The organism is Acidovorax sp. 22279, assembly GCF_052045435.1.
Taxonomy (GTDB): domain Bacteria; phylum Pseudomonadota; class Gammaproteobacteria; order Burkholderiales; family Burkholderiaceae_C; genus Acidovorax; species Acidovorax delafieldii.
Genome location: NZ_JBQEOV010000001.1, coordinates 377,367 through 400,774 on the forward strand (window position 1 = coordinate 377,367; position 23,408 = coordinate 400,774).

Annotated in this window: 23 protein-coding genes; 17 read left to right on the forward strand and 6 right to left on the reverse strand. The window is 66.0% G+C overall.

Annotated elements, in window-relative coordinates; all coding sequences use genetic code 11:
• Window positions 1–4 precede the first annotated feature (4 nt).
• Window positions 5–1,381 carry an alpha,alpha-trehalose-phosphate synthase (UDP-forming) gene (gene otsA, locus ACTJKQ_RS01660; protein WP_440595798.1) on the forward strand — a complete coding sequence of 459 codons (1,377 nt, stop codon included), beginning with the start codon at window positions 5–7 and terminating at the stop codon, window positions 1,379–1,381.
• A 29-nt stretch (window positions 1,382–1,410) separates the two neighbouring features.
• On the opposite strand, the gene ACTJKQ_RS01665 is transcribed toward otsA, so the two are convergent.
• Both ACTJKQ_RS01665 and hisN read right to left on the reverse strand, forming a co-directional pair.
• Window positions 1,411–1,605 carry a DUF2905 domain-containing protein gene (locus tag ACTJKQ_RS01665; RefSeq protein ID WP_055396419.1) on the reverse strand — a complete coding sequence of 65 codons (195 nt, stop codon included), beginning with the start codon at window positions 1,603–1,605 and terminating at the stop codon, window positions 1,411–1,413.
• Between the two features lie 32 nt (window positions 1,606–1,637).
• Complete coding sequence (hisN, locus tag ACTJKQ_RS01670) at window positions 1,638–2,444, reverse strand: histidinol-phosphatase (protein WP_440595799.1); 807 nt, start codon at window positions 2,442–2,444, stop codon at window positions 1,638–1,640.
• A gap of 217 nt (window positions 2,445–2,661) precedes the next feature.
• Here hisN and ACTJKQ_RS01675 point away from each other — a divergent pair, with 217 nt between their 5' ends.
• The 6 genes from ACTJKQ_RS01675 to eutC are packed head-to-tail and all read left to right on the forward strand — an operon-like array spanning window position 2,662 to window position 9,439.
• Entirely contained in the window at window positions 2,662–3,687 is a 1,026-nt protein-coding gene (locus ACTJKQ_RS01675) for an ABC transporter substrate-binding protein (RefSeq protein ID WP_440595800.1), read from the forward strand.
• A gap of 39 nt (window positions 3,688–3,726) precedes the next feature.
• Entirely contained in the window at window positions 3,727–4,734 is a 1,008-nt protein-coding gene (locus ACTJKQ_RS01680; protein WP_440595801.1) for an ABC transporter ATP-binding protein, read from the forward strand.
• Window positions 4,731–6,410 carry an ABC transporter permease subunit gene (locus ACTJKQ_RS01685; protein WP_440595802.1) on the forward strand — a complete coding sequence of 560 codons (1,680 nt, stop codon included), beginning with the start codon at window positions 4,731–4,733 and terminating at the stop codon, window positions 6,408–6,410. Before ACTJKQ_RS01680 ends, ACTJKQ_RS01685 begins: the two co-directional genes overlap by 4 nt.
• Before the next feature lie 10 nt (window positions 6,411–6,420).
• Window positions 6,421–7,197 (forward strand): DeoR/GlpR family DNA-binding transcription regulator, encoded by a 777-nt coding sequence (locus ACTJKQ_RS01690; RefSeq protein WP_440595803.1) that lies wholly within the window; start codon window positions 6,421–6,423, stop codon window positions 7,195–7,197.
• A 26-nt stretch (window positions 7,198–7,223) separates the two neighbouring features.
• Window positions 7,224–8,633 (forward strand): ethanolamine ammonia-lyase subunit EutB, encoded by a 1,410-nt coding sequence (locus ACTJKQ_RS01695; RefSeq protein WP_440595804.1) that lies wholly within the window; start codon window positions 7,224–7,226, stop codon window positions 8,631–8,633.
• The gene (eutC, locus tag ACTJKQ_RS01700) at window positions 8,630–9,439 is read left to right on the forward strand and encodes an ethanolamine ammonia-lyase subunit EutC (RefSeq protein WP_440595805.1); all 810 of its coding nucleotides are present in this window, start codon (window positions 8,630–8,632) and stop codon (window positions 9,437–9,439) included. The genes ACTJKQ_RS01695 and eutC overlap by 4 nt, the downstream gene beginning before the upstream one ends.
• Before the next feature lie 116 nt (window positions 9,440–9,555).
• On the opposite strand, the gene ACTJKQ_RS01705 is transcribed toward eutC, so the two are convergent.
• Window positions 9,556–10,674 (reverse strand): class I SAM-dependent methyltransferase, encoded by a 1,119-nt coding sequence (locus tag ACTJKQ_RS01705; protein ID WP_440595806.1) that lies wholly within the window; start codon window positions 10,672–10,674, stop codon window positions 9,556–9,558.
• Between the two features lie 10 nt (window positions 10,675–10,684).
• Here ACTJKQ_RS01705 and ACTJKQ_RS01710 point away from each other — a divergent pair, with 10 nt between their 5' ends.
• The 7 genes from ACTJKQ_RS01710 (at window position 10,685) to ACTJKQ_RS01740 (ending at window position 17,248) form a co-directional block, all read left to right on the forward strand.
• On the forward strand, window positions 10,685–11,479 hold the full coding sequence (locus tag ACTJKQ_RS01710; RefSeq protein ID WP_121941874.1) for an SDR family oxidoreductase: 795 nt from the start codon (window positions 10,685–10,687) through the stop codon (window positions 11,477–11,479).
• A 33-nt stretch (window positions 11,480–11,512) separates the two neighbouring features.
• On the forward strand, window positions 11,513–11,896 hold the full coding sequence (locus tag ACTJKQ_RS01715; protein ID WP_233584178.1) for a dihydroneopterin aldolase: 384 nt from the start codon (window positions 11,513–11,515) through the stop codon (window positions 11,894–11,896).
• Between the two features lie 4 nt (window positions 11,897–11,900).
• Window positions 11,901–12,884, forward strand: a complete 984-nt coding sequence (gene ttcA, locus ACTJKQ_RS01720; protein WP_199737450.1) for a tRNA 2-thiocytidine(32) synthetase TtcA — start codon at window positions 11,901–11,903, stop codon at window positions 12,882–12,884.
• A 55-nt stretch (window positions 12,885–12,939) separates the two neighbouring features.
• Entirely contained in the window at window positions 12,940–13,551 is a 612-nt protein-coding gene (locus ACTJKQ_RS01725; RefSeq protein WP_121422176.1) for a DUF4136 domain-containing protein, read from the forward strand.
• 23 nt (window positions 13,552–13,574) lie between these two features.
• Window positions 13,575–14,216: a histidine phosphatase family protein gene (locus ACTJKQ_RS01730; RefSeq protein WP_056059569.1), complete on the forward strand. Its 642-nt coding sequence runs from the start codon at window positions 13,575–13,577 to the stop codon at window positions 14,214–14,216.
• Entirely contained in the window at window positions 14,200–15,366 is a 1,167-nt protein-coding gene (locus ACTJKQ_RS01735; RefSeq protein ID WP_099731351.1) for a DSD1 family PLP-dependent enzyme, read from the forward strand. The genes ACTJKQ_RS01730 and ACTJKQ_RS01735 overlap by 17 nt, the downstream gene beginning before the upstream one ends.
• A gap of 79 nt (window positions 15,367–15,445) precedes the next feature.
• A complete protein-coding gene (locus ACTJKQ_RS01740) occupies window positions 15,446–17,248 on the forward strand; it encodes a lysoplasmalogenase family protein (RefSeq protein WP_440595807.1) in 1,803 nt (600 codons plus the stop codon).
• On the opposite strand, the gene ruvB is transcribed toward ACTJKQ_RS01740, so the two are convergent.
• From ruvB to ruvA, 3 genes are all read right to left on the reverse strand, one after another.
• Window positions 17,205–18,266 carry a Holliday junction branch migration DNA helicase RuvB gene (ruvB, locus tag ACTJKQ_RS01745; RefSeq protein WP_056059575.1) on the reverse strand — a complete coding sequence of 354 codons (1,062 nt, stop codon included), beginning with the start codon at window positions 18,264–18,266 and terminating at the stop codon, window positions 17,205–17,207. The two genes, ACTJKQ_RS01740 and ruvB, sit on opposite strands and share 44 nt — an antisense overlap.
• 45 nt (window positions 18,267–18,311) lie before the next feature.
• On the reverse strand, window positions 18,312–20,225 hold the full coding sequence (locus tag ACTJKQ_RS01750) for a trypsin-like peptidase domain-containing protein (RefSeq protein WP_116750270.1): 1,914 nt from the start codon (window positions 20,223–20,225) through the stop codon (window positions 18,312–18,314).
• Window positions 20,226–20,318: 93 nt separating this feature from the next.
• Window positions 20,319–20,894, reverse strand: coding sequence for a Holliday junction branch migration protein RuvA (gene ruvA / locus ACTJKQ_RS01755; RefSeq protein WP_116748819.1), 576 nt, complete (start codon window positions 20,892–20,894; stop codon window positions 20,319–20,321).
• Between the two features lie 80 nt (window positions 20,895–20,974).
• Between ruvA and ACTJKQ_RS01760 the strand changes: the two genes are divergently transcribed.
• The 3 genes from ACTJKQ_RS01760 (at window position 20,975) to ACTJKQ_RS01770 (ending at window position 23,366) form a co-directional block, all read left to right on the forward strand.
• Window positions 20,975–21,931, forward strand: coding sequence for a PhoH family protein (locus ACTJKQ_RS01760; protein WP_440595808.1), 957 nt, complete (start codon window positions 20,975–20,977; stop codon window positions 21,929–21,931).
• 62 nt (window positions 21,932–21,993) lie between these two features.
• The gene (gene ybeY / locus ACTJKQ_RS01765) at window positions 21,994–22,452 is read left to right on the forward strand and encodes an rRNA maturation RNase YbeY (protein ID WP_436078326.1); all 459 of its coding nucleotides are present in this window, start codon (window positions 21,994–21,996) and stop codon (window positions 22,450–22,452) included.
• Between the two features lie 131 nt (window positions 22,453–22,583).
• The gene (locus ACTJKQ_RS01770; RefSeq protein ID WP_440595809.1) at window positions 22,584–23,366 is read left to right on the forward strand and encodes a sulfite exporter TauE/SafE family protein; all 783 of its coding nucleotides are present in this window, start codon (window positions 22,584–22,586) and stop codon (window positions 23,364–23,366) included.
• Window positions 23,367–23,408: the final 42 nt, after the last annotated feature.

The window sequence follows — 23,408 nt, forward strand, 5'->3', positions numbered from 1 at the left end:
CCCCATGAGCCGTCTTGTCGTCATCTCCAACCGCCTTGCCGATCCGCGCAAGCCCGCCGCCGGTGGCCTTGCTGTAGCCCTGGGCGAAGCCCTGAACCAGACCGGAGGACTCTGGTTTGGCTGGAGCGGCACCGTGGTCGAAGACGGCACACCCGGCGAGAGCGAACTGCACACCCGCCAGGCCGGCGCCGTCACCCTGGCCACCGTGGACCTGTGCCGCGAAGACCATGACAGCTACTACCACGGCTACAGCAACAGCGTGCTGTGGCCGGTGTTCCATTACCGGCTGGACCTGGCCGACTTCAACGCCCGCTACATCACAGGCTACCGGCGTGTGAACCAGATGTTTGCGCGCAAGCTGCTGCCCCTGCTGCGCGACGACGACGTGATCTGGGTGCACGACTACCACCTCATTCCCCTCGCCGCCGAGCTGCGTGCCATGGGCTGCAAGCAGCGCATCGGGTTCTTTCTGCACATTCCCATGCCGCCGCCGCTAATCATGGCGGCCATTCCGCAGCACGAGTGGCTGATGCGCTCTTTGTTCGCCTACGACCTGGTGGGCCTGCAGAGCGAGGCCGACGTGTCGCATTTCACGCGCTATGTTCGCAACGAGGGCAGCGCCGAAGCGGTGGACGAAAAGCGCGTGCGCGCCTTTGGGTCTACCGTGGTGGTGCAGTCCTTTCCCATCGGCATCGACGTGGACGAATTCACGCGCCTCACACACGCCCCCGACGCGGTGGAGACCTACGAGAACATGCGCGACGAGTATTCGCGCAGGCGCCTGCTGCTGGGCATTGACCGGCTCGACTACTCCAAGGGCATCCCACACCGCGTGCGCGCATTCCGAGAGCTGCTGGATCGTTACCCCGAAAACCGCGACAGTGCGACGATGATCATGATCGCCTCACCCAGCCGCGACGACGTGCACGCCTATGCCGACCTGCGCCAGGAACTGGAGGGCCTGTGCGGCTCGGTCAATGGCGACTACGGCGAACTGGACTGGATGCCCGTGCGCTACATCCACCGCATGGTGGCGCGCAAACGTGTGCCGGGTCTGTGCCGCGCCGCTGCTGTGGGCCTGGTCACGCCACTGCGCGATGGCATGAACCTGGTGGCCAAGGAATACGTGGTGGCGCAAGACCCGGACAACCCCGGCGTGCTGGTGCTGTCACGGTTTGCAGGTGCAGCAGAACAGTTGAAAGAAGCGCTGCTGGTGAACCCCTACGACCCCCAAGGCATGGCCGACAGCATCCAGCAGGCGCTGCAGATGCCGCTGACTGAACGGCAGGCGCGTCACCAGAAGCTCATGGCGCGCATCCGCGAGCACGACGTGCACTGGTGGCGCAAGGCGTTTCTGGACGCGCTGCAGACAGCGGGCTAGCAGGCGCAGCGGCCGCGGTGATGGCTGCCCTACAACAGCTTGGTGATCAGGCTGACCACAAAGCTCAGCAGCAGCGTGGACGCCAGCGGCACATCCCAATCGCGCCCCAGCCAGCGGAACCGGAAGTCCCCCGGCAGGCGCCCAAAGCCCAGGCGGCGCAGCAGCGGCGTGAGCCAGCTGATGAACATCAGGGCCAGGAGAATGACGAGGAGCCAGCGGAACATGGTGCGCCGAGTGTAGGCGCCACCGCATTCGGCTACGCCGTGGCCCGGTCGACCCGGTCAGCCAGCAGGGCCAGCGCCTGGGCATGCAACTGCGGCGTGACAGCGGCTACCACCCGCCCATCCGATGCCACCGTGAGCGCGTGGCCCTGCCAGTCGGTAATGCGCCCGCCCGCGCCCTCGACCAGGCAGACCAGCGATAGGTAGTCGTACGGCTGCAGCCCTGCCTCCACCACCAGGTCCACATGCCCCCCCGCCAGCTGGGCATAGGCATAGCAGTCGCCGCCAAACCGGCGCAGCGCGCACTGGCGGCTCAGCGCGTCAAAACGCTGCCAGTCGGCCGCACCAAAGGCGTCCGGCGACGTGGTGTAGATGCGGGCCTGCGCCAGTTGCTCGCACCCGCTGGCCCGCACGGGCTGGCCATTGCACAGCGTCAGCTGGCCTGCCAGCCCCGTCCAGCGCTCACCCAGCACCGGCAAATCCATGAGCCCCAGCACGGGCTGGCCCTGGTGCAGCAGGGCCACCAGCGTGCCCCACAGCGGCGATCCAGTGATGAAGCTCTTGGTGCCGTCGATGGGGTCGATCACCCACACGTACTCGGCGTCCAGCCGCTCGCGGCCATGCTCCTCGCCCAGGATGCCGTGCGTGGGTGCCTGCGCCTGCAGCACCGCGCGCATCGCAGCTTCGGCCTCGCGGTCGGCAATGGTGACCGGGCTCTCGTCCGATTTGGTCAGCACATCCAGCGGGGTGCGGAAGTACCGCAGCGAGTGGACGCGGGCCGCATCGGCCAGGGCGTGCGCCAGGGCTAGGAAGGGGGAAACGGGGGTCGGCAAGGTGTTCATGGGAATGTGCAAGGGAAGAGGTCCGGGCTGTGTTTGGGCAATGAAGAAGGGCCTACCGCTCGGCATGAACGGGTTGGCATATTTAGTGCTTGTGTATTTTCGTGCAAAAACAATAATTTGCACAAGTGCAATAAAACGCACAAGTTTGGTGAACAAATTCCCTGGCCTGCGGCGACCCCGCACTGTTTTTTGGCAACACACCGTTCTGGAGAAATTCATGCGCACTAGCTCCTCCCTCTTTGCCGCTCTGCGCCGGCTGCCCGTGTTGGGCGCCTTGGCCTGCGGGCTGACCGCCGCCCAGGCGGGCACCGTCACGGCCTACACCGCGCTCGAAGAAGACGAGATCAAGGAATATCTGGCGGCGGCCAAGAGAGACCTGCCCGATGTGGATGTGAAGGTGCTGCGCCTGTCCACCGGTGACCTGGGCGCGCGCATCCTGGCCGAAGCCGCCAACCCGCAGCACGACGTGATCTGGGGCTGGGCGCTGACCAACACGCTGGACCCGCGCATCACCGCCCTGCTGGAGCCCTACAGCCCCAAGGGCGGCGACAAGCTGGCCGCCAAGGACAAGGCCGCCGATGGCAAATGGTTCACCACCACCGGCTACATGGCGGCGTTCTGTGTGAACACCGAGGTGCTCAAAGCCAAGAAGCTGCCCATGCCCACGTCGTGGAAGGACCTTACCAACCCCGTCTACAAAGGCGAGGTCGTCATGCCCAATCCGGTGTCCTCGGGCACGGGCTACCTGCAGATTGCTGCGCTGATCCAGTCGCGCGGCAATGACGAGGGCTGGAAGCTCATCAAGACCATGGACGGCAACGTGGCGCAGTACATCAAGTCAGGCTCGCGCCCCTGCAAGGCCGCGCGGGCGGGTGAGTTTGCGATTGGCACCTCGCTGGCGTTTGCGGCCATGCAGTCGGTGGACGAGGGCTACCCGGTCAAGATGGTGATCCCCACCGACGGCGCGGGCTATGAGCTGGAAGCCTCGGGCCTGATGGCCAGCTCCAAGAACAAGGCCGACGCCAAGCGTTTTCTGGACTGGACGCTGTCTCCTGGCGCAGCGCAGCTCTACACCAAGTACAAAGAAATCGTGACCGTGCCCGGCGTGCCGCAATCCAAGGCGGCTGCAGCGGCAGGCCTGCCCGCCGACCTCTCCAAGGTGCTCTACCCCATGGACTTTGCCAAGTCCGCCAAGGAACGCGACGCGATCCTGAGCGCCTGGCAAAAGACCATCGGCCGCTGAACCTCATTGCTGAACCGCACTATCCAAGGGCCTTGCACCATGTCCCTGCAGATCACCGACCTGCACAAGAGCTTTGACGGCCAGGTCGCGCTCGAACGCATCCACCTCGCCGTGGGCGCCTCGGAGTTCGTGTGCCTGCTGGGCCCCAGCGGCTGCGGCAAGACCACGCTGCTGCGCATCATCGCGGGGCTGCTGCCTGCCGATGGCGGCCGCATCACGCTGGGCGGCCGTGACCTGGCCACGCTGCCGGCGCGCGACCGGGGCTTTGGCATCGTGTTCCAGTCGTACTCGCTGTTCCCGCACATGACAGTGGCGCAGAACGTGGGCTACGGCCTGGCCATCCGCCGCACGCCGCCCGACGTGGTGCAGGCGCGCACGGCCGAGCTGCTGGACATGGTGAAGCTGGCCGACTATGGCAGGCGCTACCCGGCGCAACTGTCGGGCGGCCAGCAGCAGCGCGTGGCCATTGCGCGGGCACTGGCGGTGAACCCTTCGCTGCTGCTGCTCGACGAGCCCCTGTCGGCGCTGGATGCGCGCGTGCGCGCCGACCTGCGCCAAGAGCTGCGCGAGGTGCAGCGCCGCCTGGGCATCCCCACCATCATGGTCACGCACGACCAGGAAGAAGCCCTGGCCATGGCCGACCGCATCGTCTGCATGCAGGGCGGGCGCATTGCCCAAGCGGGCTCGCCGCGCGAGTTGTACCTGGCGCCGCGCACCCGCTTTGTGGCCAACTTCATGGGGCACAGCAACCTGCTGCCACCCGCCCAGGCCCGGCTGCTGCAGCCCGCGTTGGGCGGGGCCCCAGAAGGCATGGCGCCCGAATCGGCCCTGCTGTGCATCCGCCCCGAGCGGCTGCAACTGCAAGCCAGCGCGCAGGGCACGGGCCGCGTCACGGGCACCACCTTCCTGGGCAACATCCAGCGCGTGCAACTGCACTGGAACGGGCTGGATTTGCTGGCCGAATCCAGCAGCGCCAGCACCTGGGAGGTGGGGCAGAGCGTGGACGTGTCGGTGAGCGCACCCGACTGCGCCTGGGTGCACGCATGAGCACCGCCGCCCCTTCAACCCCAACACCCCACCTGCCGCCCATGTATGCCAGCGAGCGCTGGCTGCTGCGTGCCTGCCTGCTGCTGCCGCTGGCCGCGCTGGTGCTGTTCTTTGGCGTGCCCATGCTGACCATTGCCTGGCGCAGCCTGGTGCAGGACACGGGCGGCATCGGCTGGGGCAACTACGCCGCGCTGCTCGACACCCCCGGCGTGTGGCGTGCTCTGGCCAACAGCCTGCTGCTGGGCGCGGTGACCACAGCCGTCACGCTGGTGCTGGCCTTTGTGGCGGCGTTTGGCCTGGAGCGCACCGGCATGCCGGGCCGCCGCTTTGTGGCCGGGGCGCTGGCGCTGCCCATGCTGGCGCCCTCGCTGGTGCTGGGGTTGGGCCTGATCTTCCTGCTGGGGCGCAACGGCATTGTGGGCAAGATGCTGGGCGTGCGGCCCGAGATCTACGGCTTCTGGGGCCTGTTGATTGCGGACGTGCTCTATGCACTGCCGCAGGCCGTGCTCATTGTGCGCACCGCACTGCGCCAGGGCGATGCCCGGCAATACGACGCCGCCGAGGTGCTGGGCGCCACCCCGTGGCGGCAATTTTGCGATATCACGCTGCCGCAGGCCCGCTACGGCCTGCTGAGCGCGGGGTTTGTGGTGTTCACCATCACCATCACCGACTTTGGCAACGCCGTGGTCATTGGCGGCAACTTTGCCGTGCTGGCCACCGAGATCTACAACCAGGTCAGCGGGCAGATGAAGTTCGGCATGGGCGCGGTGGTGGGCATGCTGCTGCTGGCGCCCGCCGCGTTGTCGGTGTTCATCGAACGCATGGCCGCACAGCGCGCCGGGGCAGGGGCCGAATCGGCCCTGCCGCCCACGCCCACCCGCCGCACGGGTCGCGACATCGCGTTCTTCTTGGCCTGCATGGGCATTGCGGGCAGCATCGTGGCCCTGGTGCTCACGGTGGTGGTGGCTAGCTTCATCCGGCTGTGGCCCTACCGGCTGGACCTCACGCTCAAGCACTACGACATCACCATTGCGGGGGGCTATGCGCCGCTGTGGACCTCGGTGTGGGTGTCGGCCCTCGCCGCCAGCGTGGGCACGGCGATGCTGTTTGTGCTGTGCTTTGGCATCCGCCGCCTGCCGGGGCGGCTGGCGCAGGCGGCCACGGCGCTGTCGGCCCTGCCGGTGGGCGTGCCCGGGCTGGTGCTGGGGCTGGCCTATGTGTTCACCTTCAACACCGCCACCTGGCCCTGGGGCATGCTGTATGGCACGGCCATCTTGCTGGCGCTGTGCAACTACTACCACTACCACACGCAGGGTTTCATGACCATGATGACCGGCATGCGCAACGTGCCCACCACGCTGGAAGACGCCACCACCGTGCTGGGCGGCAGCACCGCCCGCGTGCTGCGCGATGTGTACCTGCCCGCGCTGCTGCCTACGTTGCTGGCGGTGCTGGTGTTCTTGTTCATGCGCTCCATGGTCACGCTGTCGGCGGTCATCTTCCTCATCACGCCCTCGCTGCCCATGGGGGCGGTGACGGTGATGCGGCTGGATGAAGCGGGGCTGACTTCGCAGGCGGCAGCGTTCTCCACCTGCATCATGGCGGTGGTGGGGTCGCTGGCGCTGCTGCTGCACTTTGGCACGCAGCGCCGAAAACCAGGTTCCAAGCCCGCCTAACATCGCCACCATGCTGCAAGAAGAACGTTTCCTCCGCATCCGCACCCTGCTGTCCACGCTCTCGCGGGTGAGCACGGAGCGCATTGCGCAAGACCTGGATGTGTCGCGCGAGACCGTGCGCCGCGACATCCTCGCGCTGGAGTCGCAGGGCATTCTGCGGCGCGTGCACGGGGGTGTGGTGGCCCAGGGGCCAGAGCCCGAACCCCCGCTGGCCGTGCGCCAGGCCGTGAGCGCGCGTGAAAAGCGCGCCATCGCCCGCGCCGCCCTGCAGCTGCTGCAGCCGGGGCAAACGCTGTTCATTGATGCGGGCAGCACCACCACCCTGCTGGCCGAAGCGTTGTCCAGCCTGTCGGGCATGACCATCATTACCAATGGGCTGAACGTGGCGCTCAAGCTCGCTGCGGCCGACGCCGGGCGCAACACGCGCAACGACGTGATCCTGCTCGGTGGCCGCACCGACCCTGCCGTGCAGGCCACGCACGGCGACACCACCGTGGCCGAAATCCACCGCTACCGCGCCGACGTGGCCCTGCTCTCTCCCGTGGGCATCAGCGTGCACAGTGGCGCCACCAGCTTTGAACACCACGAGGCCGCCGTAGCCCGCGCCATGGCCGCGCAGGCCAAGGAGCTGATCTTGCTGGCCGACCACAGCAAGGTGGGACAAGCCAGCCGCGTGACCTATGCCAGCCTGGCCGACGTGGGCACGCTGGTCACCGACGCAGGTGCCCGGTCCTTGCCCGCCTTCTCGGCACTGCAGGCAGCGGGCTGTCACATCGTAGTGGCCTGAGGCATTCACAGGGGGCAGAGCACACCATGGCCTACCAGCACACCATTGGGGGCGAGCGCTGGCAGTTCAGCGACCTGCGCGAAGTGATGGCCAAGGCCACGCCGCTGCGCTCGGGCGACGCCCTGGCAGGCGTTGGAGCCACATCGGCTGTGGAGCGCATGGCCGCGCGCCTGTGCCTGGCCGACATCCCCCTGGCGCGCTTTCTGAGCGAGGCGCTCATCCCCTACGAAAGCGACGAGGTCACGCGCCTGATCCTCGACACCCACAACGCCGCCGCGTTCGCCCCGATCGCCCACCTCACGGTGGGCGACTTCCGCAACTGGCTGCTGGCCCACAGCACCGACAGCGCCATGCTCGCCGCCGTGGCACCCGGCATCACACCCGAGATGGCGGCGGCCGTGAGCAAGCTCATGCGCAACCAGGACTTGATCGCCGTGGCGCGCAAGTGCCGCGTGGTCACGCGGTTTCGCAACACCATCGGCCTGCCGGGCCACCTGGCCGTGCGGCTGCAGCCCAACCACCCTACGGACGACCTGCGCGGCATTGCGGCGTCGATGATCGACGGCCTGCTGTATGGCGCGGGCGACGCGGTGATTGGCGTGAACCCCGCCACCGACAGCATCGCAGCGCTCACCGGGCTGGTGCACATGCTGGGCGATGTGATCGAGCGGCTGCAGATCCCCACCCAGTCGTGTGTGCTCACGCATGTGACCAACACCATCCAGATTGTGGAGCAAGGCGCGCCGGTGGACCTGGTCTTCCAGTCGATTGCGGGCACCGAGGCGGCCAACGCGAGCTTTGGCATTTCGCTGGCGCTGCTCCAAGAAGCGCGCGAGGCTGCACTGTCCCTGCGGCGCGGAAAAAACTTTGGCGATGGAGTGGGCGACAACGTGATGTACTTTGAAACCGGCCAGGGCAGTGCCCTGTCGGCCAACGCGCACCACGGCGTGGACCAGCAGACCTGCGAGGCGCGGGCCTATGGCGTGGCCCGCGCGTTTGCGCCACTGCTGACCAACACGGTGGTCGGCTTCATCGGCCCGGAATACCTGTACGACGGCAAGCAGATCATCCGCGCGGGCCTGGAAGACCACTTCTGCGGCAAGCTGCTGGGCGTGCCGCTGGGCTGCGATGTTTGCTACACCAACCACGCCGAGGCCGACTCGGACGACATGGACACGCTGATGACGCTGCTGGGCACGGCGGGCCTGACTTTCATCATGGGCGTGCCGGGGGCGGACGACATCATGCTCAACTACCAGAGTACTTCGTTCCACGACGCGCTGTATCTGCGCGAGGTGCTGGGCCTGCAGTGCGCACCCGAGTTTGGCGCCTGGCTGCAGCGCATGCACATCACGGATGCAGGCGGACGCCTGCTGCCTGCCCACGATCAACACCCGGCGCTGGCACAGATGCGGCAATGGAGGCTGGGCGCATGACACACGAACCAGCGCCACACGGCATCCCTCCCGACCCCTGGGAGGACCTGCGCGCCCACACCCAGGCGCGCCTGGCCCTGGGGCGTGCGGGCGCAGCCCTGCCCACGGCCGAGCTGCTGCGTTTTGGCTTGGCCCATGCGCAGGCGCGCGATGCCGTGCACATCCCGCTGGACGCCGAAGCGCTGGCCACCCAGCTGCAGGCCCAGGGCTGCGCAACGCTCCCCGTGCACAGCGCCGCCCCCGACCGTGCCACCTACCTGCTGCGCCCCGACCTGGGCCGGCGGCTGAGCGACGCCGATGCGCAGGCGCTGCGGGAGTCCTCTGCAAACGGAACCACTCCCATCGACCTGCTGCTGGTCGTGGCCGACGGCCTCTCGTCCCTGGCTGTGGCGCGGCAGGCGCCGCCGCTCATCGACGCGATTTGCCAACAGGCGCCCGCAGGCTGGCAGCTGGGCCCCGTGGTGATTGCCCAGCAGGCCCGCGTGGCGCTGGGTGACGAGGTGGGCGCACTGCTGGGCGCGCGCCTGGTGGCGGTGCTGATCGGCGAACGGCCGGGCCTCAGCTCGCCCGACAGCCTGGGCATCTACCTCACCTGGCACCCGCAGGTGGGGCGCCACGATGCGCAGCGCAATTGCATCTCTAACGTGCGGCCCGAGGGCCTGCCCCCGGCCGCCGCCGCTGCGCGCCTGTGGTGGCTGTGCCAGGAGGCGCGGCAACTGGGGCTGACGGGCGTGGGGCTGAAGGACCGCAGCGATGCGGTGACGCTAGCGGCAGACCAAGGCGGCGACGCAGCGCAGCTGCGTTGAGCCCCCCAAGGCACACCGCGCAAAGCAGTCCCAAACCGACCGCGAGCCTCTGATCCCGCGCAGCAGCGCCGTCCCATCTCTGCCCTAGAGCAAGACGGCAAGGCCGCCTGCGCCGCCTACAGCCGGTGCGAACGGTCGCCGTGGCTGAACCCCAGCGGCTCCCACGGCTCGCCTGCGCCCACGGCCAGCACCTTGAACAGCTCGCCCATCTCGTGTTCCATGATCAATTTGGCCGCTGTCGCCCGTTGGGTTTGCGGTAGCCGCTCCATTTTTGGTAGCAAACCACAGTTGATGAGGAAATGCGCCTGCGTGGTGTAACCCAGCACATTGAGGCCCGCCTCCTGCGCGGCCAGCGCCATGGCGGTGAAGTTGACATGCGCAGTGATGTCTTTGAGCCCCACCGCCACCAGCGGGTCGCCATCGGCCAGATGGCCCTGGTGGCACATCACGGTGCCCATGTGGCGCTGGGGGTGGTAGTACTCGTCTTCGCCAAACCCATAGTCCAGCAAGAAGGCTGCGCCGCGCGTGAGCCGGTCGGCCAGCATGCGCATGAAGCCTTCGCCCTGGGCGTGGATCTCGGTCAGGTAGTCCTGCGGGCCTTCGACGCCGATGGGCGGGCGCAGGTCGGTGGGGCGGTCGGCCCAGGCAAAACTGCCGTCCTGAGCTACCGCCACGCCGCGCTCATGCCACACACCGCCCTGCTGGCCGCCGTGGCGCGCCAGCAGTTGCACGGGCATGGCGTCCAGTACCTCGTTGCCCACCACCACGCCGCTAAACTTTTCGGGCAAGGCGTCCACCCAGCGCAGCTTGTGGGCGTGGGCTACCAGCTTGGCTTGCTGGCGCGCACGCAGGCTGCCCGACAGATCAACGATGGTGTAGCGCTGCACCTGGTCGCCCAACGCATCCAGCAACTGCAGCGCCAGCGCGCCCGAGCCAGCGCCGAACTCCCAGACCTCGTCGGTGCCGGTTTGGACCAGCGCCTCGCCCACCTGCACGGCCAGGGTCTGGCCGAACAGTGGGGTCATCTCGGGCGCGGTCACGAAATCGCTGCCTGACTCCGGCATGGCGCCGAATTTGGTGGAATCGTTGGCGTAGTAGCCCAGGCCGGGCGTATACAACGCCAGGGCCATGAAGCGGTCAAAACCCAGCCATCCGCCCTCGGCGGCAATGGCCTGGGCGATGTGCTGGTGCAGGGCGGTCGTTAAACTGTCGGGTCTTTGGGTCACGGCCCGCATTGTCCCCCACATGTCCACCCCTTCCCTTCCCCACCGCCCCCGCACCGTGCTGGTGACCGGTGCCGCCAAGCGCCTGGGCCGTAGCATTGCGCTGGCCCTGGCTGCCGGCGGCTGGCAGGTGGCTGTGCACTACCGCTCGTCAGCGCAAGATGCTATCAATACAGTAGCTGAATGTGCAAGATTGACTAGCGCAAGCGCCCATTTTGAGGCCGATTTTGATGACGAAGCCGCCGTGCGCGGCCTGCTGCCCCGCGTGATCGCGCACTTTGGCCATGTGGATGCGGTGGTCAACAGCGCCTCCCTGTTCGAGCACGACAACGTAGAGACCTTTGGCTTTGCTGCACTCGAAAAGCATCTGCGCAGCAACACCGCCGCCCCCGTGCTGTTGGCCCAGGCCCTGCACCAGCATGTGGCCGACCGGGTGGCGGCGGGTGAGGCCGATGCGCAGGGCGCCGTGGTCAACCTGCTGGACCAGAAGCTCTGGAACCAGAACCCCGACTTCATGAGCTACACGCTCTCCAAGGCCGCGCTGGAAGCCGCCGGCACCATGCTGGCGCTGGCCCTGGCGCCGCGCGTGCGTGTGGTGGGCGTGGCGCCCGGCCTCACACTGACCAGCCATATGCTGAGCGACGAAAAGTTCGCGCAGCTGCATTCCCTCAGCCCCCTGGGCCGCTCTTCCACCGCCGAGGACGTGGCCGCCACGGTGAAGTTTGCGCTGGAGAACCGTTCCATCACCGGCACCACGCTGCTGGTCGATGGCGGCCAGCACCTGATGAAGTTTGACCGCGATTTCTCGTTGATGTGAGCCCAGCGCTTGCGCACACAACGAGCCCCCACCATGACACAGACCCCTCCCCAGATGACTGGCACGCAGATCCTGACGCTCACCGGTTTGCGCTTCGATGCCAACCTGGGCATCCTCGACCACGAGAAGACCGACCCGCAACCCATTCAGGTCGATGCCGAACTGAGCCTGGGCGTGCAGCCGCTGGCCCCGCGCGACGACGACATCGGCCATGTGCTGGACTACCGGCGTGTGCGCCAGATCATCATCGACGAGTGCACGGCCGAGCATGTGAACCTGCTGGAGAGCCTGATCGGCAAGCTGGCCAACCGCCTGATGCAGCTGCCCGGTGTGCTGGGCGTGCGCGTGAAGATTGCCAAACTCGAAATTTTTGACGACTGCGAAGTGGCCATTCGCGTCGAGACAGGACAGTGGTGACCCCATGAGCACCGTAGTGAACGAAGCCCCGACCACCAACCCCGCCCTCTTCGCCCCCGTCGGCTGGGCCGACGAGCCTGCAGAGGCAGCCGCCAGCGGCGCCGCCCGCATGAAGATCGAGCGTGAAACCCACAAGCTGGAAAAGCGCCTGTGCCGCGAAGTCGGCAAGGCCATCGTCGACTTCAACATGATTGAAGAAGGCGACAAGGTCATGGTGTGCATGTCGGGTGGCAAGGACAGCTACGCGCTGCTGGACATCCTGCTCAAGCTCAAGGCCCGCGCGCCCATCCACTTTGACCTGGTGGCCGTGAATCTGGACCAGAAGCAGCCGGGGTTTCCCGAGCATGTGCTGCCCGAGTACCTGGCCAGCACCGGCGTGCCCTTCCACATCGAGAACGAAGACACCTACAGCATCGTCAAGAAGCTGATCCCGGAGGGCAAGACCACCTGCAGTCTGTGCAGCCGCCTGCGCCGGGGCATTCTGTACCGCGTGGCCGATGAGCTGGGCTGCACCAAGATCGCGCTGGGCCACCACCGCGACGACATCCTGCAGACGCTGCTGCTCAACATGTTCTTCGGCGGCAAGATGAAAAGCATGCCCCCCAAGCTGGTCAGCGACGACGGCAAGCATGTGGTGATCCGCCCGCTGGCCTACGTAGCTGAGAAAGACACCGCCCGCTGGGCTGCGCACCGCAACTTCCCCATCATCCCGTGCAACCTGTGCGGCAGCCAGGAGAACCTGCAGCGCAAGCAGGTGGGCGAGATGCTGCGCGAATGGGAAAAGCGCTTCCCCGGCCGCGTGGAGAACATGTTCAACGCCCTGCAGAACGTGGTGCCCTCGCACCTGCTGGACGGCAGCCTGTACGACTTCAAGAACGCCAAGGCCACCGGCATCGCCAGCGAAGACGGCGACAAGGCCTTTGACAAGGAAGAGTTTGCGGCGCCATCGCCCTCGCTGCCCGGCGTGCAGGTGGTGCAACTGTCGTGAACTGCCGGGGCCAGCGGCACTCTCACGGAGATCCTTGTTTCAGGACACTCTGACCATGACACAGCGCCGATGGATTCCCGCCCTGCTCCTGGGCCTCACCGTCACCCTGCTCGCAGGCTGCAGCACCACCCGCGTGGTGGAGGGCCAGGTGCAAAGCTTCTCAACGCTGGCGGCCGTGCCCGCACCTGCCACGTACCGCATTGAGCGCCTGCCTTCGCAGCAGGCCCCTTCGTTCGACACCATCACCACACTGGCCGAACAGGCCCTGGCGCGCGCGGGCCTGCAGCGCGACGATGCTGCGCCCCGCCTGCTGGTGCAGCTGGGCGTGCAGGCCGACGCCGTGCCCCGCTATGACCCGTTCCGCCCGTACGGCCCTTACGGCCCCGGCCCCTGGGGCATGGGCGGCTGGTATGGACGGGGCTGGGGAGTGCATGGCATGTGGCGTTTTGGCGAGCCCACGCCCCTGCACCGCCGCGCGGTCAGCATCGTGATGCGCGACGCCAGCACCCAGGCCGTCGTGTACGAAACCTCCGCCGTGCACGAAGATGTGTGGGTGAGCGATCCGGCCGTCTATGGCGTGCTGTTCGACGCCGCACTCAACGGCTTTCCGAAGCCGCCCGAGGGGCCACGGCAAGTACGCCTGCCATTGGTTCCGCCCTCACACTGATTCCCTATACGCCTGTCTATTGCATGCACGCCACCCGCATCGTTGCCATCCGCCACGGCGAAACCGCCTGGAACGTGGACACCCGCATCCAGGGCCACCTGGACATCCCGCTCAACGACACCGGCCTGTGGCAGGCCGCCCAGGTCGCGCAGGCCCTCGTGGGCGAGCCGATTGCAGCCATCTACTCCAGCGACCTGCAACGCGCGCACGCCACCGCCCAGGCCGTGGCTCACACCACAGGCGCCCCGTTGAAGACCGAGCCGGGATTGCGCGAACGCAGCTTCGGGCACTTCCAGGGCCGCACGTTTGCCGAAATCGAGGCCGAACTGCCCGAGGACGCATTGCGCTGGCGCAAGCGCGATCCCCACTACACGCCCGAGGGCGGTGAGTCCCTCGTCACCTTGCGTGACCGCATCGAGCGCACCGTGACCGCGCTGGCGCAGCAGCATGTGGGCGAGCAGGTGGTGATGGTGGCGCACGGCGGCGTGCTCGACGTGCTGTACCGCCTGGCCACGCGCCAGGACATCCAGGCGCCGCGCACCTGGCAACTCTCCAACGCCGCCATCAACCGCCTGCTGTGGACGCCTGACGGCCTCACCCTCGTCGGCTGGGCGGACACCCAACACCTTGACCAGATTGTCCTGCGCGATGAAAACCACGCCTGAATTGCAATCCACCATCGGCCAGCGGGTGGACGCTATCGACACCCCCGCCCTGGTGGTGGACCTGGATGCCATGGACCGCAACATCCAGCGCATGGCCGACTTCGCGCGCAAGCACCACGTGCGCTGGCGCCCCCATGCCAAGCTGCACAAGAGCGCCGAACTCGCGCTACTGCAGCAACGCGCTGGCGCCCAGGGCGTGTGCGTGCAGAAGGTCGCTGAGGCCGAGGCGCTGGCCGCTGGCGGGGTCGATGACATCACCATCACCAACCAGGTCATTGCCATGCCCAAGCTGCACCGCGTGGCGCGGCTGGCGGCGCTGCTGGCGGCACGCGGCGGTCGCCTGGGCGTGGCCGTGGACCACATCGACGGCATCGAACGCCTGGCCGAAGCCATGGCGCAGTACGGCAGCGACGCGGGCATTGATGTGCTGGTCGAGATCGACGTGGGCCAGGGCCGCTGCGGCGTGCCGCCGGGCGAGGCCGCCGTGCCTCTCGCGCTGGCCGTGTCGCGCAGCCCCCGCCTGCGGTTTGCGGGGCTGCAGGCCTACCATGGGCGCGCCCAGCACCTGGCCAGCAGCGTGGGTCGGCGCGAGACCATCGCCGCTGTCGTTCGCGCGGCGGATCACACGCGCCAGCTCATCGAAGCCGCCGGGCTGCCCGTGCCGCTGATTACCGGATCAGGCACAGGCACCCTGGTTCACGAGGCCGCCAGCGGCGTGTTTGGCGAGTTGCAGGCGGGCTCGTTTTTGTTCATGGACGCAGATTACGCGCGCAACGAACGCGATCCCGCGCAGCCCGCGTTTGAACATGCGCTGTACGTCAAGACCCAGGTGGTGTCGGTGCGCGACACCCACGCCGTGTGCGACGCCGGTCACAAGAGCCACGCCATTGACTCCGGCCTGCCCACGGTGGCCCTGCTGCCCGCCGACCGCACCCTGCGCTATGCCAACGGGGGCGACGAGCATGGCTTGCTCTACGCGGACGCTCCCGATGCCCGCCTGCCCAGCCTGGGCCATATGCTCTGGCTCATCCCTGGCCATTGCGACCCCACGGTCAACCTGCATGACTTTTTGATCGGCGTGCGCGGCGGTTTGGCGGCCGGCACGGTGGAGCGCATCATCCGGGTGGATGCACGGGGAGCGCTGACATAGGCGCAGCCCTCTAAACACCGGGGCTATAGGGGTTCACCTGCCCCGGTGTGAGCTGGCTGCTGGACCACAATCCGGCAACATGAGCCCCAGCCAGATCATCGTCCTTGCCACACCCGTCTTCTTCCTGCTGATCGCCCTTGAGCTGGCCATTGGCTTCAAGCGCCAGCGCAACACCTACCGCCTGGCCGATGCCGTCAGCAGCATCAGCCTGGGCATGCTGAGCCAGACCAGCGCAGTGTTCACGCGGCTGCTGCGCATCGGCATCTACACCGCCCTGTTCGAGCACGTGGCGCTGTGGCGCAACGATGCGTTCTGGGCCAGCCTGCCCGGCTGGCTGCTGGCGCTGGTGTTCTACGACTTCTGCTACTACTGGCTCCACCGCATGGGGCATGAATCGGCGGTGCTGTGGGCCGCGCACGCGGTGCACCACCAGAGCCAGGACTACAACCTCAGCACCGCGCTGCGCCAGACGAGTTCGGGCGCGCTGCTGGGCTGGATCTTTTATGTGCCCATGGCACTGGCGGGCGTTCCGCCGCTGGTGTTCGGTGTGGTGGCGCTGATTGACCTGCTCTACCAGTTCTGGGTGCACACCGAGCAGGTGGGGCGCCTGGGCTGGTTCGACCGCTGGTTCTGCAGCCCCAGCAACCACCGCGTGCACCATGCCGTCAACGACGCCTATCTGGACAAAAACTACGGCGGCATCCTGATCCTGTGGGACCGGATGTTCGGCACCTTCAAGGACGAAGACGACCAGGAAAAATGTGTGTATGGCACGCGCGGCCTGCTCAATAGCTGGGACCCACTGTGGGCCAACGCCCAGGTGTACGCCGGGCTGGCGCACGACAGCTGGCACGCACGCAGCTGGCTCGACAAGCTCAAGGTCTGGATCAAGCCGCCGGGCTGGCGGCCTGCGGATGTGGCGGAGCGCTTTCCCAAGCCGGCCTTCAGCATGGCGCAGATGGCGCTCTACCACCCACCGATGCCGCGCGCCGTGCAATGGTTTGCACTGGTGCAGTTTGTGCTGCTGCTCGGGGGCGTGGCGGCCTTCTTGTGGCAGGCCGATGCGGCGCCGCTGGCGCACAACGCCGTCTGGTTCGCCGTGCTGCTGACAGTGCAATGGTCGCTGGGCGCTGTCATGCAGGGGCGCCTTCGCATGCTGATGGCGCTGATGCTGCAAAGCGCGGCACTGGCCACGGCCACCAGTGCGCTGGAGTTGACACAATGGCATTGGCTGTTCAAACCGCTGACCATGGCGATTGCTATTATTTTGGTAGCTGTCAGTGCATATTCGACTGGCGCAAGGGGTGCATTGGGCTCAAAAACGCCATGGGCCTTGCTCATCGCTGCCCTGGGCGGGTCATTGGCGGGGGATGTGTTCCTCATGTTCCAGGGCTTCTTCATCCCCGGCCTGGTGAGCTTTCTGGTGGCGCATCTGTTTTATGTGGCGCTGTTCAAAAGTAGACAGGCGTGGTTTCCGCACCGGGGTGCGCTGGTGGCCACGCTGGGAATCGGCGTAGCGATGTACGCCTTTCTGTGGACGGGTGGCCTGCCGCCTGCATTGCGCGCCCCCGTCGCAGCCTATGTGCTGGTGATTGCGCTGATGGCGGCCCAGGCGGTGGGCCGCGCCACCGTGTTGCGCGACACCGCTTCGCTGTGTGTCGCCATCGGCGCCGGGTTTTTCATGCTCAGCGACTCGCTGCTGGCCACCAACCGGTTTGTGACGCCCCTGCCCATGGCGCAGGTCTGGGTGCTGGCGACGTATTACGCTGCACAGGCGCTGATCGTGGCAGGCATGCTGCGGGGCACAGCCCGCGCAGAGCCCAGCTCTGCCACGCCCCTCACACCCCAAACAGATCTTGCCCGCTCGCCTTCGGCGGCGTAACCCCGAGGTGGCGGAACGCCGCCAGCGTGGCAATGCGCCCGCGCGGCGTGCGCTGCAGGAAGCCCTGCTGGATCAGGTAGGGCTCGATCACATCCTCGATGGTGCCGGCCTCTTCGCCAATGCTGGCCGCGATATTGTCCAGCCCCACGGGGCCGCCATCGAAGCGGTGGATCACGGCTTCGAGCAGCTTGCGGTCCATCACGTCAAAGCCTTGCGGGTCCACATCGAGCATGGCCAGCGCCTTGTCGGCAATGGGTTTGGTAATGCGCCCATCGCCCTTGACCTCTGCATAGTCGCGCACCCGGCGCAGCAGCCGGTTGGCAATGCGCGGTGTGCCGCGCGAGCGGCGGGCGATCTCGAAGCCACCTTCCTCATCCATCGGTGCATGGAGCAACCCGGCACTGCGCTGGACAATGCGCGCCAGCTCCTCGGCCGTGTAGAACTCCAGCCGCGCCACGATGCCGAAGCGGTCGCGCAACGGGTTGGTCAGCATGCCCGCACGCGTGGTGGCGCCCACCAGGGTGAAGGGCTGAAGGTCCAGCTTGATGCTGCGCGCTGCCGGCCCCTCGCCGATCATGATGTCGATCTGGTAGTCCTCCAGCGCGGGGTAGAGGATTTCCTCCACCACGGGTGACAGGCGGTGGATTTCGTCGATGAAGAGAACGTCGTTCTTTTCCAGGTTGGTCAGCAGCGCCGCCAGGTCCTTGGGCTTTTCCAGCACCGGGCCGCTGGTCTGGCGCAGGTTCACGCCCAACTCCGCCGCGATGATGTGCGACAGCGTGGTCTTGCCCAGGCCGGGCGGGCCGAACAGCAGCACATGGTCCAGCGCCTCACCCCGCTTCCTCGCCGCGCCGATGAAGATTTCCAACTGCTCCCTGGCCTTGGCCTGGCCCACATACTCCTGCAAGAGTTTGGGGCGCAGGGCACGTTCGATGGCCTCCTCTTGGGGGGAAACGGGAACTGCGGAGATGACGCGTTTGGCGGGGGCGGGGGTGAAGTCGTCGGTCTGGATGGTCATTGTGTGAGCAGGGAGAGTCTGCGCCTTAGATACTGCGGCACAAACTCACTGCGAAGTCCATGCGTAGTACATGGGGCCCTCATATTGAAAGTCCTTGTGGACCTGAATCACAAAGTCTCGCTCAGCAGCACTGATCGTGTAAAAGTGTGCTCGCGTCTTTGCGTTGTAGAAGCGGTAGATCGGAGAAGACTCGTTGCCCTCAGCCTTCTGTGCATACCAGCTGACGACCTCGTAGCGATATTCAGGAAAATGAGTGATCACATAGTCGCGCTCTTCCACACTGCCCGAGTAAAAATGTGCGCCGCTGGTGGCGTTGTAGAAACGAAACACGGGGTCCTTACCGGAGCTGACATCCGGATAAGCGTAGAACGCGATATTTTCATATCCGAACTCTGGGAAGGTTTTAATCACGAAATCCCGTTCGGCAGCACTGGCCGTGTAGAAATGCGCGCCAGTTTTGCTGTTGTAAAACCGGTAAACAGCTGCGCGACCGCTGCTGACTGCCGATGCCAGCCAGTTCTTCAACGCAGCGTTGTAAGCCACGTCAAAACGGCCATAGAAATCCGATGACGACTTGTTGGTACAGATGGCACTCCCTCCATACAGGGTGCCTACCACCTTGCCGTTCCTGAACAGCGCAGAACCACTGCTGCCCCCCTCGGTAGTGCCTTGGCTCCAGTTAACTCGGTAGTAGTTACCGCTGGTCCCTCCACACGAAAATTGCGTGTCAGAGATCGTGGTGCAAGTCGATTGGCCGACCACTGCCCCATAGCTCAACTTAAGGAGGTCGCCACGGGGATGGTGCAAACCGATGGCAGAGACTCCTGCAGCCACGGCAGATGCATCCCACCCCGCAAAAACCGCTCCTGCGGGAGGCGTGTCGTTGAGCAAGAGAAACGATGTATCGGTATCGGCACTGGCGTAGAGAAGTTTGGCCCCTCCTACCTTCTTGGCACTCGAACTCTGCAGTGCACCACTGTTACAGCTCGACGAACGGAAGAACCAGTCCGTCTGCAAGGATGAAGCCACGGTCTGATCTGAAATGCAGTGGTTGGCACTCAGGAAGTAAGGCTTGCCACTGGAGCTGCCATCGTTGAGCAATGTGCCTGTGCACAGGTAGGCACTCGCTCCTTTAACAAATACCATGCGCGCGACCGCATTGCGTTCGTTGGCGCCGTCGTTGTAGCAAGTGGCGTCCAGGTTACAGGTGTCGGCATCGCCGATGGCTTTCGCATTCTGCTGAATTTGTTCCTGGTATTCCTGCTCGGTGGGCACGGACAAGTTCGCGAAGATGTGCGACAGCTGGGGTACCGAAATTTGCAAGGTACTCGCGGCAATGCCAAGCGGCAACTCCACTTCCAAGGTCGCCTCACCGCCCCCGGTATCAGGTGTCCACCACGTGCGAGCAGCATCCGAACGGTCGCCCGCAGCCTGATTGCGCTCGATGAGTTGGAGAATTTCCTGCCCGGAGATCTCGAATACCTTGTCAGGCGCCGCCTGCGTATACACGCGCACCACTGCGCTGCCCGGAAGCTGCTGAACAAGCACTCCCAGCCGCAAACCATAGGCCCCTTCCGCGCTGAAGCTCACCGCAGCAACCAGGCCACCCGCAGGTGCTTTGCGCCACTTCCACAGGGCTCCCATCGCAGACACAGACTTGGTCGCCTCCACATCACGGCCTTGCCCCACGAGCCGTGGCCCCACCGAGTCCACGGACTGGGTCTTTTCCGTAGCCAGTTCTTCCAACGCGACCACAGCTGCTGACGGCGCTGCAGTGGCACTGCGGGACTTCACTCGAGCAACATCCTGCACGGCTTCTACAGGCTGAACCCTGCTGTCCACCTGAGACAGCAACGGAGCGTTAGGTGCCGCGTCACCTGTGCCACCACCACACGCCACCAGCAGCGCTGCTGCCGAGAAGAGGGCGGGTACCCAACGCACTACGGAAAACTTTTTCATTGTCTGCATCCTAGAAATCGCTACGACTCACGCTTGCAAGCCTCAAAAGGGTCACCACTAAACCAGTGTGGGGCGAACATTTCGGGGCGATTATCAGCGGGCCAACGCCTTCAACGCCAGCTTAATTCCGTCACTCACCCCCACCTCCGCTGGCAGCGCCTTGAGCGCCGCAGCCGCCTCCTTGTCGCTGTAGCCCAAAGCCAACAGCGCCTGCAGAATGTCGGCTTGCGCATCGCTGGTGGCCGCGCCACGCACAGCACCCATGTCCGCACCCAGCTTGCCCTTGAGCTCCAGCAGCAAACGCTCGGCTGTCTTTTTGCCGATGCCCGGCACCTTCACCAAACGGCCCGCCTCCTGCAGCGAAATCGCCTGCGCCAGGTCGCTCACGCCCATCCCGCTCAGAATGGACAGCGCAGTGCGCGGCCCCACACCGGAGATCTTGATCAGCTCACGAAACGCCTGGCGCTCAGGGGCGGTTGCAAAGCCATACAGCAGCTGCGCATCCTCACGCACGATGAACTGTGTCAGCAGGCTCACACGCTCGCCCACGGCGGGCAGGTTGTAGAACGTGCTCATGGGCACATTCACCTCGTAGCCCACGCCGTGGCAGTCCAGCAGCACCTCGGGGGGATTCTTCTCCAGCAGGGTGCCGGTCAATTTGCCTATCATTGATGTCCTTTGACGACGCGGGCATGACATGCCGCGCCGCCGTTCTTGCTGTTTTCCGTTGCCTGACTGGAATTATCCGCGTGATCCTGCGCCACACCTTCACCCCCCACAACAACAACCGGCTCACCCACCTGTGTGGCCCGGCCGATGCGCACCTGCGCACCATCGAGGTGGCCTTGCAGGTGAGCATTGCGCACCGGCACGAGCAGTTCAAGGTCGACGGCCCCAAGGCCAAGGCCACGCAGGCGATGGAGCTGCTGCAGGCCCTGTATGAGATGGCCGAGCGCCCCATTGGCGAGGACTATATCCAGCTGATGCTGGCGGGCGACAGCGAACTGCTGGAGGCCCCGGACGACGCCATCATCCTCAACACCCGCCGTGCGGACCTGCGCGGGCGCACCCCCACGCAGAACCTGTACCTGCAGAATATCGCCACGCACGACATCACCTTCGGCATCGGCCCTGCCGGCACCGGCAAGACGTATCTCGCCGTGGCCAGTGCGGTGGATGCATTGGAGCGCAGCAGTGTGCAGCGGATCGTGCTGACCCGCCCGGCGGTGGAGGCTGGAGAGCGCCTGGGCTTTTTGCCCGGCGATCTGGCGCAGAAGGTGGACCCTTATCTGCGCCCGCTGTACGACGCGCTGTACGAGCTGATGGGACACGACAAGGTGCAAAAGGCGTTTGAGCGCAACGCCATCGAGATTGCGCCGCTGGCCTTCATGCGTGGTCGCACGCTGAACAACGCGTTCGTCATCCTCGACGAGGCACAGAACACCACGCCCGAGCAGATGAAGATGTTCCTCACCCGTATCGGCTTTGGCGCCAAGGCGGTGGTGACCGGTGACGTCAGCCAGATCGACCTGCCCAAGGGCACCCTGAGCGGCCTGACCGACGCCGAGCGCGTATTGAAGCGCGTCAAGGGCATCTCGATCACCCACTTCACCAGCGCCGACGTGGTGCGCCATCCGCTGGTGGCCCGCATCGTGGACGCCTACGACGCCCCCCGCCGTGCCGCAGCGGCCCGTACCCGCGACTGAACTCCTAATTTGATAGCTACTTACGCTTATACATCGCGCACCAGTAGCCTAAAACACCTCAAATGTCCTTAAACCAACTCTCCCTGTCGCTGCAGTTTGGCGCGTTTGACGAAGCCGCCGCCCACCGGGCTGTGCTGCCCCGCCACAAGGTCACGCGCTGGATTCGCCACGCCCTGGCCACCGACGCGGAGATCACCGTGCGCATCGTGGGTGCCGAAGAAGGCCAGCAGCTCAACCGCGAGTACCGCAAGAAGGACTACGCCACCAACGTGCTCACCTTCGACTACACGCAGGAGCCGGTGGTGACCGCCGACCTGGTGCTGTGCGCCCCCGTGATCGAGCGCGAGGCGAAGGAGCAAAACAAGAGCCTGGAAGAACACTACGCCCATATGCTGGTGCACGGCACGCTGCACGCCCAGGGCTGGGACCACGAGACGAGCGAGGCCGACGCCGAGGAGATGGAGGCGTACGAGACCGACATCCTGCGCGAGCTGGGTTTTGAAGACCCCTACGCAACCTGACCGGATGCAGGGTTTCCCCAAGAGCCTGCGGATCGCCCACCTGAAAAACGCAGCCGTGGGCAAAGCAGTCGCACCTTTTACGGTCGCAATTCGGACTCGAAAGCGCGGCATCTCCACCTAACATCGGTGCAATGCCGCGCGCGCAACACTGCGGCCAAGGAGATACTTTGGATACCGCCCTGCTCGTCGCTGCCGCCTTCGTCGCCGGCGCCCTCAATGCCGTTGCTGGTGGCGGCAGCTTTCTGACCCTGCCCGCCCTCGTCTTCACCGGCGTGCCGCCCGTGGTGGCCAACGCCACGGGCACGGTGGCGCTGTTGCCGGGCTACATGGCGGGGGCCTGGGGGTTTCGGGAAGACATGCAACCACCGCCTGGCCTGTCCATGCGGGCAGTGGTGCTGCTGGCCCTCATTGGCGGATCGGCCGGGGCGGCACTCCTGCTGATCACGCCCGATGCCACCTTCCGCAAGGTCGTGCCCTGGCTGCTGCTGGCGGCCACGGCGCTGTTTGCACTGGGGCCCCGGCTGCGCCAGTGGGCCGGCGCGTCGGCCCATGGCCCCGCCGCGCCGTGGAAGGCGGCCCTGGGCATGCTGGCCGTGGCGGGGTATGGCGGCTACTTCAACGGCGGGTTGGGCATCTTGCTGCTGGCACTGTTCGGCCTGCTGGGGCAAACCCAGCTCAACGCTATGAACGGCATGAAGAACCTGGTCTCTGCGCTGCTCACCGCGATTGCGGTGGCCATCTACGCAGCAGGCGGTATCGTGCTGTGGCCGCAGGCGCTGATGATGATGGTGGCCGCCACCGCAGGCGGCTACGGCGGCGCCCGCGTAGCGCGCAAGCTGCCTGCCAACGTGCTCCGCTGGGGCATCGTGGCTACCGGGCTGGTGATGGCGGCGGTGTTCTTCTGGCGGCAGTGAGCAGCAGCCCCTTGGCCTCGCCGCCAACGCCAAGGTCCACGC

Bases quoted from the DNA above. Each gene is read 5' to 3' on its own strand.
- otsA (WP_440595798.1), top strand. From the start codon at position 5: ATGAGCCGTCTTGTCGTCATCTCCAACCGCCTTGCCGATCCGCGCAAG.
- ACTJKQ_RS01665 (WP_055396419.1), bottom strand. From the start codon at position 1,605: ATGTTCCGCTGGCTCCTCGTCATTCTCCTGGCCCTGATGTTCATCAGC.
- hisN (WP_440595799.1), bottom strand. From the start codon at position 2,444: ATGAACACCTTGCCGACCCCCGTTTCCCCCTTCCTAGCCCTGGCGCAC.
- ACTJKQ_RS01675 (WP_440595800.1), top strand. From the start codon at position 2,662: ATGCGCACTAGCTCCTCCCTCTTTGCCGCTCTGCGCCGGCTGCCCGTG.
- ACTJKQ_RS01680 (WP_440595801.1), top strand. From the start codon at position 3,727: ATGTCCCTGCAGATCACCGACCTGCACAAGAGCTTTGACGGCCAGGTC.
- ACTJKQ_RS01685 (WP_440595802.1), top strand. From the start codon at position 4,731: ATGAGCACCGCCGCCCCTTCAACCCCAACACCCCACCTGCCGCCCATG.
- ACTJKQ_RS01690 (WP_440595803.1), top strand. From the start codon at position 6,421: ATGCTGCAAGAAGAACGTTTCCTCCGCATCCGCACCCTGCTGTCCACG.
- ACTJKQ_RS01695 (WP_440595804.1), top strand. From the start codon at position 7,224: ATGGCCTACCAGCACACCATTGGGGGCGAGCGCTGGCAGTTCAGCGAC.
- eutC (WP_440595805.1), top strand. From the start codon at position 8,630: ATGACACACGAACCAGCGCCACACGGCATCCCTCCCGACCCCTGGGAG.
- ACTJKQ_RS01705 (WP_440595806.1), bottom strand. From the start codon at position 10,674: ATGCGGGCCGTGACCCAAAGACCCGACAGTTTAACGACCGCCCTGCAC.
- ACTJKQ_RS01710 (WP_121941874.1), top strand. From the start codon at position 10,685: ATGTCCACCCCTTCCCTTCCCCACCGCCCCCGCACCGTGCTGGTGACC.
- ACTJKQ_RS01715 (WP_233584178.1), top strand. From the start codon at position 11,513: ATGACACAGACCCCTCCCCAGATGACTGGCACGCAGATCCTGACGCTC.
- ttcA (WP_199737450.1), top strand. From the start codon at position 11,901: ATGAGCACCGTAGTGAACGAAGCCCCGACCACCAACCCCGCCCTCTTC.
- ACTJKQ_RS01725 (WP_121422176.1), top strand. From the start codon at position 12,940: ATGACACAGCGCCGATGGATTCCCGCCCTGCTCCTGGGCCTCACCGTC.
- ACTJKQ_RS01730 (WP_056059569.1), top strand. From the start codon at position 13,575: ATGCACGCCACCCGCATCGTTGCCATCCGCCACGGCGAAACCGCCTGG.
- ACTJKQ_RS01735 (WP_099731351.1), top strand. From the start codon at position 14,200: ATGAAAACCACGCCTGAATTGCAATCCACCATCGGCCAGCGGGTGGAC.
- ACTJKQ_RS01740 (WP_440595807.1), top strand. From the start codon at position 15,446: ATGAGCCCCAGCCAGATCATCGTCCTTGCCACACCCGTCTTCTTCCTG.
- ruvB (WP_056059575.1), bottom strand. From the start codon at position 18,266: ATGACCATCCAGACCGACGACTTCACCCCCGCCCCCGCCAAACGCGTC.
- ACTJKQ_RS01750 (WP_116750270.1), bottom strand. From the start codon at position 20,225: ATGAAAAAGTTTTCCGTAGTGCGTTGGGTACCCGCCCTCTTCTCGGCA.
- ruvA (WP_116748819.1), bottom strand. From the start codon at position 20,894: ATGATAGGCAAATTGACCGGCACCCTGCTGGAGAAGAATCCCCCCGAG.
- ybeY (WP_436078326.1), top strand. From the start codon at position 21,994: ATGTCCTTAAACCAACTCTCCCTGTCGCTGCAGTTTGGCGCGTTTGAC.
- ACTJKQ_RS01770 (WP_440595809.1), top strand. From the start codon at position 22,584: ATGCCGCGCGCGCAACACTGCGGCCAAGGAGATACTTTGGATACCGCC.